Source organism: Bosea sp. F3-2, assembly GCF_008253865.1.
Lineage (GTDB): Bacteria > Pseudomonadota > Alphaproteobacteria > Rhizobiales > Beijerinckiaceae > Allobosea.
In genome coordinates this window covers 3,848,334-3,861,497 of sequence record NZ_CP042331.1, presented here as the reverse complement: position 1 = coordinate 3,861,497, position 13,164 = coordinate 3,848,334, and the positions used below count along the sequence as shown (strand labels likewise).

The window sequence follows — 13,164 nt, the reverse complement described above, 5'->3', positions numbered from 1 at the left end:
CCCTAAAGGCTCAGTTCTTCGGCGCTTCCGGAGTAGCAGGCGCCGCCGGGGCAGGGGCCGGCTCGGCCGCGGGCTTCTCGGCCGGCTTCTCGACGATCTGGGCGGTGTCCTTCTTGATGCCGCGCAGCTGGTTGAAGGCGGCGATCAGCTGGGTGTCCTTCGCCGGGTCGTTCGGGACATAGGAAGCGGAGCCGGACTGCTCCTCGCCCTCGCCGGCCTTGAGATGGCCCTTCAGCGCGGCTTCGCCCTTGTTCTCGACGAGCTTGTCCTTGATCTCCTGCGGGATGTCCTGCTGGACCTCGATGTCCGGCGTGATGCCCTTGGCCTGGATCGAGTTGCCCGACGGCGTGTAGTAGCGCGCCGTGGTCAGGCGCAGGCCGCCATTCGAGCCGAGCGGGATCACGGTCTGCACCGAGCCCTTGCCGAAGGAGCGCGTGCCCATCACGACCGCGCGCTTGTGGTCCTGCAGCGCGCCGGCGACGATCTCGGCAGCGGAGGCGGAGGAGCCGTTGATCAGCACGACGACCGGCTTGCCCTTGGTCAGATCGCCCGACTTGGCGTTGAAGACCTGGGTCTCCTCGGCGTTGCGGCCGCGGGTCGAGACGATCTTGCCGCGCTCGAGGAAGGCGTCGGAGACCAGAACGGACTGGTCGAGGCGCCCGCCGCGATTGTTGCGGAGGTCGACGACATAGCCCTTGAGCTTGTCCTGACCGATCTCGTTCGAGAGCTTGTCGATCGCCTTGCGCAGGCCGTCATAGGTCTGTTCGGAGAAGGTGCCGATGCGGATATAGCCGATATCGCCCTCGACCCGCTCCTCGACCGCCGGCACGACGATGGTCGAGCGGGTCAGGGTGAATTCCAGCGGCTCGGTCTTGCCCGGGCGCTCGATCTTGAGCGTGACCTGGGTGTTGATCAGCCCGCGCATCTTCTCGACCGCCTGGGTGAGGGAAAGGCCCTTCACCTCGGTGCCGTCGATCTGGCGGATGATGTCGTTGGCGAGGATGCCGGCCTTGGAGGCGGGCGTGTCCTTGATCGGCTTGGCGACCTTGAGGACGCCGTCCTCCATCGTCACCTCGATGCCGAGCCCGCCGAACTGGCCGCGCATGTCGGTGTCCATGTCGCGGAAGGCTTTGGAGTCGAGATAGGAGGAGTGCGGGTCGAGCGAGGAGACCATGCCGTTGATGGCGGCCTCGATCAGCTTCTGCTCGTCGGGCTTGTCGACATAATCGGTGCGGATCTTCTCGAAGATGTCACCGAAGAGGTTCAGGCTGCGATAGACCTCGGCCGAAGCGGCGACGGCGCTGGTCGAGGAGAGCAGCCTGGTCTGAGTGGCCAGTCCGGTCAGGCCCGCGCCCATGATGGCGCCGGCGAGAACGAGGGAAACCTTGCGCATCATCCGCGAACCTTTTCGCCTTGCGATTTCGTCCACCACGACGTCGGGTCGATGGAGACGCCGTCTTTCCTGAATTCGATATAGAGAACCGGCTGCCCGGTTCCCACCCCTATTGTCGTCGCGGCAGCTTCCGATGTTTCACCCATCGTCGCAACCGGCTCCCCCGCCAGAACGAACTGATTGAGCGCGACATCGATCCGCTGCATGCCCGCAAGCAAGATGTAGTATCCACCCCCTGCGTTCAGGATCAAGAGTTGCCCGAACGAACGGAACGGTCCCGCATAAACCACCCAACCGTCAGAAGGTGCCGAAACTAGGGCGTTGGGGCGGGTTTCCAGTGAAATTCCGCGGATTGTGCCGCCTGCGCCGTCAGGATCGCCAAAACCACGTAATCGTGATCCCGCGACAGGCAGCGAGAGCAGGCCCTTGGCATCGGCAAAGGCGATCTTCGGAGCAAGCCGCGCCGGGTCCTTGAAGGCCAGCGCCGTCATGCGCTCGCGCTGCTCGCGCGTTTCCTGCTCGATGGCCTGGCGCGCCGCCTCCGCCGCCCTGTTGGCGACGGAGATCTCCTTCTCGATCTTCTCGACGAAGTCGCGCATCGAGCGGGCCTGGCCGGCGAGCTCGTTGCCGAGTGCGCGCTGGGCTTCGACATCCTTGGCGGCGCTGGCCTCGCGCTCGCGGCGGGCTTCGATCAGCGATGCCAAGCGCTGGCGCTCGCCGGCGAGCTGCTCCATCTCCGCGCCGATCTTGAGTTTTTCGGCGGCGATGTTGTCGCGCAGCCGCACCAGCTCGCCGAGATCGGTGGCGAGGATCTCGATCTCCTGGCGCAAATCCGGCACGACGGCGCCGAGCAGCATCGAGGCGCGGACGGCTTCGAGGATGTCTTCCGGGCGCACGAGCACCGCCGGAGGCGGGCGTCGGCCGATGCGCTGTAGGGCGGCCAGCACCTCGGCGATCAGGCCGCGCCGGCCTTCAAGGGAGCGCCGGATCGCGGTCTCGCTCGATTGCAGCAGTGCGAGGCGCTTCTCCAGCGCGCCGAGTCGCTCCTCGCCGGCCTGCGTCTTCGCGGTGGTGTCGAGCAGGGCCTTGTTGAGGGCGGCGCGATCGGCGCGGATGCCGGCAATCTCCTTTTCAAGGTTGGCGCGGGCGTCTGCGTTTCCGGCGAGGCGTTGCTCGATCGCCTTGAGCTCGGCTTCTCGGGCTTGCTTCTCGACAAGCTTCTGCATCGCCTCACGGGCCAGGGCCTCGGGATCGGGCGTGCTCGTCTGGGCCAGGGCGGGCAGGCAGACCGTCATTGCGAGGAGCGGAGCGACGAAGCAATCCAGGGGCCGTCGTGCTCTACGTACCCCTGGATTGCTTCGCTGCGCTCGCAATGACGGGAGCGGCGAGGCCGAGCCCGCGAAGGCAGCGCGAATCAAAGACCGGAAGAGGCTCATGCGCGATGATACGGATGTCCTGCGATGATCGTCATCGCCCGATAGAGCTGTTCCAGCACCAGCGCTCGCACGATCTGGTGCGGGATCGTCAGTGCGCCGAAAGCGAGCGTGACGTCGGCCTTGTCGCGTATCTCCTCGCTCAGGCCGTCTGCACCGCCGATGATCAGGCTGGCATGGCCGGTTCCGGCGTCGCGGGCGGCGGCGAGCCGATTGGCGAAGGCTTCGCTGCCGAGCTGGCGGCCGCGCTCGTCGAGCGCGATCAAAAGGCCCGGCTGTGCCTTAGCGAGGATCGCCTGCGCTTCCTCGCGCTTGCGCTCCTCGGGGCGCCGGCCCCGGCTTTCGGCGATCTCGACGATGTCGGGGCCGCTCAGCCCGATGCCGCGGCCGAGCGCGAGCCCGCGTTCACGATAGCGCTCGCAGAGTTCGCGTTCCGGCCCATCCTTGAGCCGGCCGACGGCGATGACCGCGAGCCGCATCTGCAGGCCTCGTACTAGATCACGTCGCATTTTGACGGAACCGTCAAAATGCGAAGAACGTGACCGATTCTAAAAGTTAGAGCATTGCTTTAAGCGAAAAACCGGTACCCACTTTTTCGCGCAATGCTCTAGAGCGTCGTCAGTTCGCGAGGCGTTCGTTCGGCCGGTCCGTGCCCCACATCTTCTCGAGATTGTAGAACTGGCGCACTTCGGGCCGGAAGACGTGGACGATGATGTCGCCCGTGTCGAGCAGCACCCAGTCGCAGGCGGGCATGCCTTCGACCTGCGGCGCGGGCTTCCCGGTGTTCTTGATGGCTTCGACCAGGGCCTCGCTGATGGCGGCAACGTGGCGATTGACGTTACCGGACGCGATGATCATCGCGTCGGCCAGCGACGTCTTGCCCACGAGGTCGATCACCGTGATGTCCTCGGCCTTCATGTCTTCGAGGACACGCAGCGCGAGGGCGATGCTATCGGCAGAGGGATTGTCCGCGATAGCGGCCTGGGGAAGCGGCTTTGGCTCGGCTTCACCAAGGATTTGAGGGTTCAGTGACGTATCCTCTCGATGCAGACGCGCTCTCGGCGCGACGCAGCCAAAATAAGCTGGGAAGCCCCGGAATTCAATCGCGACCGGCCTGACGGCGCAGCATCGTAGAGGATAACGTCGAGCGTTTGCCGTGCAGGAAAACCCAGGCCGGAGGCCGGGTCCGCGGCAGAATCGCGGCCTGATTTTCCGGGACGCGCCAGCGCGACAGCCAGTTAGCGGCGGGCGAGGCCATGGCGCTGTGGGTCGAGCCCGGCCGGTCGATCACCGCAATCGGCATCATTCGGGCGATCGTCCGCCACTCGGCCCAGCGGTGGAAGCCGGCGAGGTTGTCGGAGCCCATGATCCAGACGAAGTTGACGCCCGGGCAGCGCCGCTTCAGCGCGCGCAGCGTGTCGGCGGTGTAGCGGGTGCGAAGCCGCGCCTCGATGCCGGTGACATTGATGCGGGCATGGTTGGCGATATCACGCGCTTGCCGCAGGCGCTCGCCGAGCGGCGGCAGCTTCGCATTGTCCTTCAGCGGATTGCCGGGGGTGACCAGCCACCAGATGCGATCGAGCTGAAGGCGGCGGAGCGCCGTGAGGCTCGCGAGCCGGTGGCCGTCATGGGCGGGATTGAAGCTGCCGCCGAACAGGCCGATGCACAGGCCCGGCGCATGGGGCGGCAGGCGCAGATGCTCGTTCGTCATCCGTGCTGCACGGCTTAGGGGCGCGTCTGGCCCGCGCCATGGACGCGGTACTTGAACGAGCAGAGCTGCTCGACGCCGACGGGGCCGCGGGCATGCATGCGGCCGGTGGCGATGCCGATCTCGGCACCGAAGCCGAACTCGCCGCCATCGGCGAACTGGGTCGAGGCGTTGTGGACGACGATCGCGGAATCGACCTCCGCCAGGAAGCGGGCGGCGGCGGCCTCGTCGGCGGTGACGATCGCATCGGTGTGATGCGAGCCGTAGCGCTCGATATGTTCGATGGCGGCATCGAGCCCCGGCACGACCTTCGCCGCGATGATCGTGTCGAGATATTCGGTCGACCAGTCTTCTTCGCTCGCGGGCGTCGCGCGCGCGTCGACGGCCTGCACCGCCGCATCGCCACGCACGGCGCAGCCGGCATCGAGCAGGGCGGTGACGAGCGGGGCGAGATGGGTCGCGGCGCAGGCCTCGTCGACGAGCAGCGTCTCGGCTGCGCCGCAGACGCCGGTGCGGCGCAGCTTGGCGTTGAGCAGGATCTCGCGCGCCATGGCGAGGTCGGCCCTGCCATCGACATAGACATGGCAGTTGCCGTCGAGATGGGCGAAGACCGGCACGCGCGCCTCGCTCTGGACGCGGGCGACGAGGCTCTTTCCACCGCGCGGTACGACCACGTCGACAGTGCCGTTGAGGCCGGCGAGGATTTCTCCGACCGCGGCGCGGTCGCGCGTCGGCACGAGCTGGATCGCGTCGCCGGGCAGGCCGGCGGCTTCGAGGCCCTCGCGCATGGCGGCGGCGATCTCGGTCGAGGAGCGGAAGGAATCGGAACCCGCGCGCAGGATCGCGGCGTTGCCGCTCTTCAGGCAGAGCGCGCCGGCATCGGCGGTGACGTTGGGGCGGCTCTCGAAGATCACGGCGATGACGCCGAGCGGCGTGGCGACGCGCTCGAAGCGCAGCCCGTTCGGCCGGGTCCATTCCGCCAGCACGCGGCCGAGCGGATCGGGCAGCGTCGCGACCTCGGCGACGGCGTGGGCGATGCCGGCGAGGCGCTTCTCGTCGAGAGCGAGGCGATCCATGAAGGAGCCGCTGAGGCCCGCCGCCTTGCCCTCAGTGAGGTCCTGCGCATTGGCGGCGAGGATGCGGGCGCTCCGGGCTCGCAGCGCATCGGCCATGGCGAGGAGGGCGGCGTTGCGCTGCTCGGTCGGGCTAAGCGCGACCTTGCGCGCGGCGACGCGGGCGCGCCGGCCTACCTCCTGCATCACGAGCCGGACATCGCCGGTCTCTTTCGTCGCGATGATGCGCAATGCGCTGTCGCCCGTCATTTCACCCAGCCCAGAAACCCACCGGCAAAAGCCAGTCCGGAAGAAAGCTTAGCCCAGCCCGAGCGCCATGTCGTCCCGGTGGATCATCTCGGCGCGTCCCGGATAACCGAGCACCGATTCGATATCGCGCGAGGCCTTGCCGAGCACGAGCGCGGCCTCGCCCGCATCATAGGCGACGAGCCCACGCCCGAGCAGCTGCCCGTCGGGGTCGCGGATCAGCACGGCATCGCCGCGCGCGAACTCGCCCTCGATGCGGCTGACGCCGACCGGCAGGAGGCTCGCGCCGCCGCGCAGGGCGCGGGCCGCGCCGGCATCGACATGCAGCGTGCCGCGCGGCTCGAGCGTGCCGGCGATCCAGGTCTTGCGCGCGGTCGCGGGTGTCGAGCCGGAGAGGAACCAGGTGCAGCGCCCGCCGGCGGCCACGCTCGCCAGCGGGTTCTTGCTGCGTCCGTCGGCGATCAGCATGTGGGTGCCGCCGGCGGCGGCGATCTTGCCGGCCTCGATCTTGGTGCGCATGCCGCCGCGTGACAGCTCGGACGCCGCGCCGCCCGCCATGGCGTCGATCTCGGGCGTGATCTTCTCGACGACGGGGATGTGCCGCGCCGAAGGGTCCTTGGCGGGCGGGGCGGTATAGAGCCCGTCGATATCCGAGAACAGCACCAGCAGATCGGCCCCGGCCATGGTCGCGACGCGGGCGGCGAGCCGGTCGTTGTCGCCATAGCGGATCTCGGTGGTGGCGACGGTGTCGTTTTCGTTGATGACGGGGATGGCGCGCAGGTCGAGCAGGCGCCCGAGCGTCGCGCGCGCGTTGAGATAACGGCGGCGCTGCTCGGTATCGGCCAGCGTCAGCAGGATCTGCCCGGCGGTGAGGCCGTGAGCGGCCAGCGCCTCGGCCCAGTTGCGGGCGAGCGCGATCTGGCCGACGGCGGCGGCGGCCTGGCTCTCTTCCAGCCGCAGCGGGCCCGAAGGCAGATTGAGCACGGTGCGCCCCAGCGCGATCGCGCCGGAGGAGACGACAAGGACGTCGGCGCCGCGGTGATGCAGCTCGGCGAGGTCCTCGGCGAGGGCGGCGAGCCAGGCATGGCGCAGCCGGCCGCGAGCCCGGTCGACCAGCAGGCTGGAGCCGACCTTGACGACGATACGGCGGAAATCGGAAAGCGAAGGCGTCTTCACGGGACACACGATCTGTTGCAGCGGCCCCCTGCCTGTTGGCGAAAACGGGGCGATTGTAAAGCGGCGGGACTGTCGGAGGCCGGCGCGCTCCGCCTGCAGTCGCGGCCGATCCCGTTGAAAAGCAGGCGCTTCACACCCATATCCAGGGTCTGCCGACCGCGCTTTCCTGCTCCGAACCCTTGCTTTCCTGCGAGCCTTCGGAAGCACGCGCGGTTCCTTCGTCACGACAGGACAGTCCGTTCCCGCGGCTCGCCGGGGGCGCGGGCCGGAGCATCGGACCGAAAAGTGGAATCCACTTTTCGGACGAATCCGATGCTTCACCCATGGGATAGATCGCCACTTCGCGTTCGTATGGGCGGGCGGCGATCTATCATCCAGAGAAAGGAGCTTCGATGCAGGTTCTCGTTCGCGACAACAACGTCGACCAGGCCTTGCGCGTCCTGAAACGGAAACTTCAGCGCGAAGGCGTCATGCGTGAGGTGAAACGGCACGCGGCCTATGAGAAACCCTCCGAGCGCCGCATCCGCGAGAAGGCTACCGCCGTGCGCCGCGCCCGAAAGGCGGCCCTCAAGCAGGCCCGCCGCGAAGGGCTGATCGCCGAGCCGCGGCCGAAAAGCCGCCCGCTCCGCGCTGGGAGCGGGGCTGCCGCGCGTTGATTTTGATACCAATTCGGCTCGATCTGGATTATGGCCGCCCGCGCGGGCTAAAGACAACCCGTAACAACCCGAGAGAAGATCACCCTTGAAGAACCCGAACGACCGCAGCTTCACCGACCGTCAGGCCAACTCCGCCAAAGCCAAGCAGGCGCTGCTCGAGCGTTTCAAGGCACGGCCCAAGGCCGATGACCCGGTCATGGTGCAGCGACGCGAGGAGCGGGAAGCCATCGCCCAGGCTCGCGCCGAGCGCGAAGCCGAGAAGGCGAAGATCCGGGCCGAGAAGGAGCGCCTCGAGGCGCTCGAGCGTGCGCGTATTGAGGAAGAGAAGCGCCAGGAAGAGCTTGCCCGCGAGGCCGCCCGCAAGGCGGAGCAGGCCAAGCGCGATGCCGAGCGCCCGCGCAAGGTGCTGCTGGAAGCCGTGCAGTACATGCAGCTGCGCACGGCCGGCAAACGCCGCTGATGCGCTTACCGTTCGGCTGAACCGGCCGAACGCCAAGGATTCCCGCACAATCATCGATGCGATTTGGGGCGCCGCGGGCGCCCCTTTTCATATCCGCTTAACTGCGCGGCGGTTTGGCAGCCTAAAGTAGGCTGGTTTGCGGGCAAAAAAGCTCGTGCTTCCTCCTGATGACCTATCGGCAAATCCGTTCGTGCAGATTAATGTGCGCCCGGGTTGAACCTTTTCCCCGCTCGCCGCGACGAATGGGTGCGAGCCGGGATGCCTGGCCTTCGAGGGGCAATGCATACGGAATCGGACGAGGATCTCGTCAAGCGGATCGCCTCGGGCGACCGGCTCGCGATGAAGGTGCTGTTTTCACGGCATCAAGTGCGGGTCTACCGTTTCGTGCTGCGGCTCGTCCGCGACGAGACGCTTGCCGAGGATGTGATCAGTGACGTGTTCATGGATCTCTGGCGACAGGCGGATCGCTTCGAGGCGCGCGCCTCGGTCTCGACCTGGCTGCTCGCCATCGCCCGGAACAAGGCGTGGTCGCTCCTGCGCAAGCGCCGCGATGCCGAGCTCGACGAGGATTACGCCAGCAGCATCGAGGATGAATCCGACGGTCCCGAGATCGTGCTGCAGAAGCAGGACAAGGGGCTCGCGATTCGCGCCTGCCTCGAACGCCTCTCCGCCGAGCACCGCGAGGTCATCGATCTCGTCTATTACCACGAGACTTCCGTCGAGGAGGTCGCGCGGATCGTCGGCATTCCCGAGAACACCGTCAAAACCCGGCTTTTCCACGCCCGCAAGAAGCTGGGCGAGATGCTCAAGGCTGCCGGCATCGACCGTGGCTGGCCTTGAGGCGTTGAATTCCATGAAGTGCGGCCAGGCCGCCGAAGGAGTGGCGTGATGACCGACAGCATCGCAAGCGATCCGAAGCGCCGCGAGCTCGAGGAGCTGCTGCCTTTCTATGCCACCGGCCGCATCTCGGACGCCGACAAGCTCCGCGTCGAAGCCGCGCTCGCTGGCGACGCCGAGCTCGCCGCCCGGCTCGACATCATCCGCGACGACATGGCCGAGACGGTTCTGCTCAACGAGAGCCTCGGCGCCCCGTCGCCGCGGGCCCTCGAAAAGCTGATGGCCGAGATCGACACCGCCCCTCGGCAGGCGCCGCTGCTGACGCGGGCAACGGACAGCATGAGCCGCGGTTTTCTGGGCTGGCTCGGCGGCTTGCTGGCGGCGCAGCCGCCGCGCCGGCTTGCTTATGCCAGTGCAGCCGCCATCGCCCTGATCGCGTTGCAGGGCATTGCCATCACCGGGCTTGCGCTGCGTGACGGGGGCGCTGGCTACCAGACGGCTTCGGCCCCGGGCTCGCGGGCTTCCGAGCGCTATGTCCTGCTGAGCTTCTCGCCCGAGGCGAAGGCTGGCGAGATCGCCGCCTTCTTCAAGCGCTTCGATGCCTCGGTGGTCGATGGGCCGCGCGCCAACGGCTTCTTCAAGGTGCGCGTCGGCGACGCCTCGCTGTCATCAGCCCAGGTCGATGCGATCGCGACGCGGATGAAGAGCGAGAGCACGATCGTCAGCTTCGTCGCGCCGGCGCCGTGATCGCTCCTTTTGTTTAAGCATCGGATTTTTCCGAAAAGCGGATTCCACTTTTCGATCCGATGCTCTGGCGCCTCTCGCGGGCGCCGTGGCATGATAATCTGCGGCAGGAGGATCAGGCCATGCTGCAATCCGGTTTCGCAAGCAGGACGGTGCTGATGCGGTGCCTGGCAGGTGCCGCATTGCTCGCATGGGCGACCGCCTTGGCGCCCGCCGTCGCCCTCGCCCAGACTCCCGCGGCCGCGCCCCAGCAGCCCGCCGCCAATGGGGCCGACCGTTCCATGCGCGTGCCGCCGGGGTCCTGGATGCAGGTGCGCCAGCAGCGTGCCATCGTGCCGGCCCCAGAGGAAACCCGTTTCGTCCCGGACGAGGTGCTGTTCGAGCTCGCGCCCAACGCCGAAGCCGACGTCGTGCTGCGTCGCTACGGCGCGACCCTGATCGCCCGCCAGCGCTTCGAATTGGCCGGCGTCACCATCATCCGCGCCAAGCTCGAAGCCGGTCGCGACCTGCGGGCGGTGCTGACCCAGATGGGCGACGACAGCAGCATCGCCGGCGCCCAGCCGAACTTCCTCTTCGATTTGCAGCAGGGCATGTCGACCGGGCCGGGCGCCACCAACGCTTCGACCGCGCCGGCGACGGCGTCTTCCGATGCGAGCGTGCCGCCGGCTCCAGGCCTGCGACTCGGTGAACCGGCGACGGCGGCGCGCGGTAGTGCCGCGGTCCGGCGCGTGTTGCCGCCGCAATATGTCGTCGACAAGCTGCGCCTCGGCGAGGCGCGCAAGCTCGCGCTCGGGCGCGGCATCCGCGTGGGCATGATCGATTCCGGCGTGGACATGGAGCATCCCGAGATCAGTGGCTCGGTCCTCGCCTATCTCGATGCCGTCGACGGGCTGGCGACCCCGCACGCGCACGGCACCTCCATGGCGACGGCGATCGTCGCGCATGGCGAATTGCAGGGCATCGCGCCGGCCGCCCGGCTGATCGTCGCCCGCGCCTTCGGCGGCACGCAGGCGACCTCGGCCAACGGCAAGTCCTTCCAGATCCTGACGGCGCTGGAATGGGTGGTTCAGCAGCGGGCGAAAGTGGTCAATCTCAGCTTCGCCGGGCCGCAGGATCGCCTGCTGTCCAAGGCGCTTGCCGGGGCGAAGGAGCGCGGCGTCATCGCGGTGGCAGCCGCCGGCAATGGCGGCATCCGCTCGGCACCGCTCTATCCCGGCGCCGACCCGAGCGTCATCGCCGTGACGGCGACCGATGCCGACGACAAGGTCTTCATTGATGCCAATCGCGGCAGCTACGTCGCCATCGCCGCGCCGGGCGTCGATGTACTGACGGCGGAGCCGGGGGGGCGCTACGCCTTCACCTCGGGCACCTCGATCGCGGCCGCCCATGTCTCCGGGCTCATCGCGCTGCTGCTGGAGAAGCAGCCTGAGCTCGATCCCGACAGCGCCCGCCGCATCCTCGGGGAGAGTGCGACCGACCTCGGCTCCAAGGGGCGCGATCCCGTCTTCGGGGCCGGGCGGATCGATCCCGCGGCAGCTCTGGCGCGCGTCCTGCCGGTCGCGACGGCACGGCCCTGATCGCCGACGGGCTTGACCTCGGGCGCCGCATCGGCCTGATGGCGCGATGCCACGCCCGAAACTCCTCTTCGTCGCCACCGAGGACTGGTTCTTCGCCTCGCATTTCCTGCCGATGGCGCGGGCGGCGCGTGAGCTTGGCCTCGACGTTGCCGTCATCGCGCGCGAACGCACCCATCGGCGCGCCATCGAGGCGACCGGTGCGCGACTGATCGCGCTGGAGGCGGAGCGGCGCAGCCTCGATCCGCGCGCGCTGGTCAGGCAGATCGGGGCGTTGAGAAGGCTGATCGCGGCGGAGAAGCCCGATATCCTGCATTGCATCGCGCTGAAGCCGATCGCGCTCGCCGGTCTCGCCGGCAAGCTCGCCGGCATCGACCGGCGGGTCTATGCCTTGACCGGCCTCGGCTTTCTCGGCGCCCGGCAGGGGATGCTGGCCGCCACGGCCCGCTTCGCCGCGATCGCCTGGCTGCGCGGGGCGATCGACGGCCGGCAGGTGCGCTTCCTCTTTGAGAATCCGGATGATCCGGTCACGCTGGGCCTGGATCCGCAGGATGTCGGCAAGGTCGCGCTCGTCGGCGGGGCCGGGGTCGATCCGCTGATCCTGATGCCGTCGCCGATGCCGCCTGCGCCGCCGCTCAAGATCGCGCTCGTCGCGCGCATGCTCTGGTCCAAGGGCGTCGATCTCGCGGTCGAGGCGGTCGGGCTCGCCCGCGCCGAGGGCGCGAAGGTCGAACTCACCATCCACGGCGCGCCTGATCCGTCCAATCCGAAGGCGATCCCCGAGGCGACATTGAAGGAATGGGCGGCGCGGCCGGGTATCAACTGGGCCGGGCCGACGCGGGATATCGAAGGCGTGTGGAAGGGGCATCACCTCTGCATCATGCCCTCGCGCGGCGGCGAGGGCCTGCCGCGTACGATCCTGGAGGCGGCCGCTTGCGGCCGGCCGATCCTGACGACCGATGTTCCTGGCTGCCGCAGCTTCGTCCGCGACGGGCAGGACGGCATGGTCGTGCCGGCCGACGATGCCGTGGCGCTGGCCAAGGCGTTGACCGTCTTCGCTCGTGCGCCGGGTCTCGCGGAGCGGATGGGGGCGAACGCCCGTGCCCGCCTGCTTGACGGGCATACCGAGCGCGACGTGATGAACGCCGTGAAGGGGCTCTATCAAGGGCTTCTCGCCACGCCTGCGACGGAGAAGGTCGCATGAGCGAGGCCGGTTCGGCGCTCGACCGCGAGGGCTTCATCCGCGCGCATACGCGGCTTTTGCCGGTGCCGCATGCGGCCGAGATCGCCCTGCATGTCGCCGAGGAGGCGACCGAGCTCTGGCAGAAGACCGAGGAGGAGCTTGCCGTGATCGGCCTGCCGCCGCCGTTCTGGGCTTTTGCCTGGGCCGGGGGACAGGCGCTGGCGCGCTATCTGCTCGACCATCCACAGATCGTCGCGGGCCGGCATGTTCTCGATTTCGCCTCCGGCTCCGGGCTGGTGGCGATAGCCGCGGCAAAGTCGGGCGCAGCACGGGTCGAGGCTTGCGATATCGATGCCTTCGCCGTCGCTGCGATCGGCATCAATGCTGAGGCCAATGGCGTCACGGTGACGGCAAGGGCCGACGACCTCATTGGCCGTGACGAGGGCTGGGAGGTCGTCTGTGCCGGTGACGTCTGCTACGAGCGCGACATGGCCGAGCGCGTCATCGCTTGGCTCTCGGCCCTGTCCGCCCGTGGCGCGACGGTGCTGATCGGTGATCCCGGCCGCAGCTATCTGCCGAAGGGGCGGCTGGAGACGGTCGCCACCTACGAAGTGCCGGTGACGCGCGCGCTGGAGGACGCCGAGATCAAGCGCAGCTCCGTCTGGCGCCTCGCCGGCTGAA

Annotated in this window: 14 protein-coding genes; 7 read left to right on the top strand and 7 right to left on the bottom strand. The window is 68.2% G+C overall.

Annotated elements, in window-relative coordinates:
• Nucleotides 1–10: 10 nt before the first annotated feature.
• From FQV39_RS17730 to proB, 7 genes are all read right to left on the bottom strand, one after another.
• The gene (locus FQV39_RS17730) at nucleotides 11–1,393 is read right to left on the bottom strand and encodes a S41 family peptidase (protein WP_149133907.1); all 1,383 of its coding nucleotides are present in this window, start codon (nucleotides 1,391–1,393) and stop codon (nucleotides 11–13) included.
• On the bottom strand, nucleotides 1,393–2,688 hold the full coding sequence (locus tag FQV39_RS17725) for a murein hydrolase activator EnvC family protein (protein WP_248313057.1): 1,296 nt from the start codon (nucleotides 2,686–2,688) through the stop codon (nucleotides 1,393–1,395). Before FQV39_RS17725 ends, FQV39_RS17730 begins: the two co-directional genes overlap by 1 nt.
• Nucleotides 2,689–2,825: 137 nt before the next feature.
• Nucleotides 2,826–3,305, bottom strand: coding sequence for a 23S rRNA (pseudouridine(1915)-N(3))-methyltransferase RlmH (gene rlmH, locus FQV39_RS17720; protein ID WP_149131490.1), 480 nt, complete (start codon nucleotides 3,303–3,305; stop codon nucleotides 2,826–2,828).
• Between the two features lie 139 nt (nucleotides 3,306–3,444).
• On the bottom strand, nucleotides 3,445–3,762 hold the full coding sequence (rsfS, locus tag FQV39_RS17715; protein ID WP_472840651.1) for a ribosome silencing factor: 318 nt from the start codon (nucleotides 3,760–3,762) through the stop codon (nucleotides 3,445–3,447).
• A gap of 163 nt (nucleotides 3,763–3,925) precedes the next feature.
• A complete protein-coding gene (locus tag FQV39_RS17710; RefSeq protein ID WP_149131488.1) occupies nucleotides 3,926–4,537 on the bottom strand; it encodes a nicotinate-nucleotide adenylyltransferase in 612 nt (203 codons plus the stop codon).
• Nucleotides 4,538–4,551: 14 nt separating this feature from the next.
• Nucleotides 4,552–5,856 (bottom strand): glutamate-5-semialdehyde dehydrogenase, encoded by a 1,305-nt coding sequence (locus tag FQV39_RS17705; RefSeq protein WP_187639972.1) that lies wholly within the window; start codon nucleotides 5,854–5,856, stop codon nucleotides 4,552–4,554.
• Between the two features lie 48 nt (nucleotides 5,857–5,904).
• A complete protein-coding gene (proB, locus tag FQV39_RS17700) occupies nucleotides 5,905–7,038 on the bottom strand; it encodes a glutamate 5-kinase (RefSeq protein WP_472840597.1) in 1,134 nt (377 codons plus the stop codon).
• Between the two features lie 383 nt (nucleotides 7,039–7,421).
• Between proB and rpsU the strand changes: the two genes are divergently transcribed.
• From rpsU to FQV39_RS17665, 7 genes are all read left to right on the top strand, one after another.
• Nucleotides 7,422–7,685 carry a 30S ribosomal protein S21 gene (gene rpsU / locus FQV39_RS17695; RefSeq protein ID WP_149131486.1) on the top strand — a complete coding sequence of 88 codons (264 nt, stop codon included), beginning with the start codon at nucleotides 7,422–7,424 and terminating at the stop codon, nucleotides 7,683–7,685.
• An 85-nt stretch (nucleotides 7,686–7,770) separates the two neighbouring features.
• A complete protein-coding gene (locus FQV39_RS17690) occupies nucleotides 7,771–8,145 on the top strand; it encodes a DUF6481 family protein (protein ID WP_187639971.1) in 375 nt (124 codons plus the stop codon).
• A 279-nt stretch (nucleotides 8,146–8,424) separates the two neighbouring features.
• Nucleotides 8,425–8,985 carry a sigma-70 family RNA polymerase sigma factor gene (locus FQV39_RS17685; RefSeq protein WP_149131485.1) on the top strand — a complete coding sequence of 187 codons (561 nt, stop codon included), beginning with the start codon at nucleotides 8,425–8,427 and terminating at the stop codon, nucleotides 8,983–8,985.
• Nucleotides 8,986–9,033: 48 nt separating this feature from the next.
• Entirely contained in the window at nucleotides 9,034–9,729 is a 696-nt protein-coding gene (locus tag FQV39_RS17680; RefSeq protein ID WP_149131484.1) for an anti-sigma factor family protein, read from the top strand.
• 119 nt (nucleotides 9,730–9,848) lie between these two features.
• Nucleotides 9,849–11,303 (top strand): S8 family serine peptidase, encoded by a 1,455-nt coding sequence (locus tag FQV39_RS17675; RefSeq protein ID WP_187639970.1) that lies wholly within the window; start codon nucleotides 9,849–9,851, stop codon nucleotides 11,301–11,303.
• Between the two features lie 46 nt (nucleotides 11,304–11,349).
• Complete coding sequence (locus tag FQV39_RS17670) at nucleotides 11,350–12,504, top strand: glycosyltransferase family 4 protein (protein ID WP_149131482.1); 1,155 nt, start codon at nucleotides 11,350–11,352, stop codon at nucleotides 12,502–12,504.
• A complete protein-coding gene (locus FQV39_RS17665) occupies nucleotides 12,501–13,163 on the top strand; it encodes a class I SAM-dependent methyltransferase (protein WP_149131481.1) in 663 nt (220 codons plus the stop codon). The genes FQV39_RS17670 and FQV39_RS17665 overlap by 4 nt, the downstream gene beginning before the upstream one ends.
• Nucleotide 13,164: the final 1 nt, after the last annotated feature.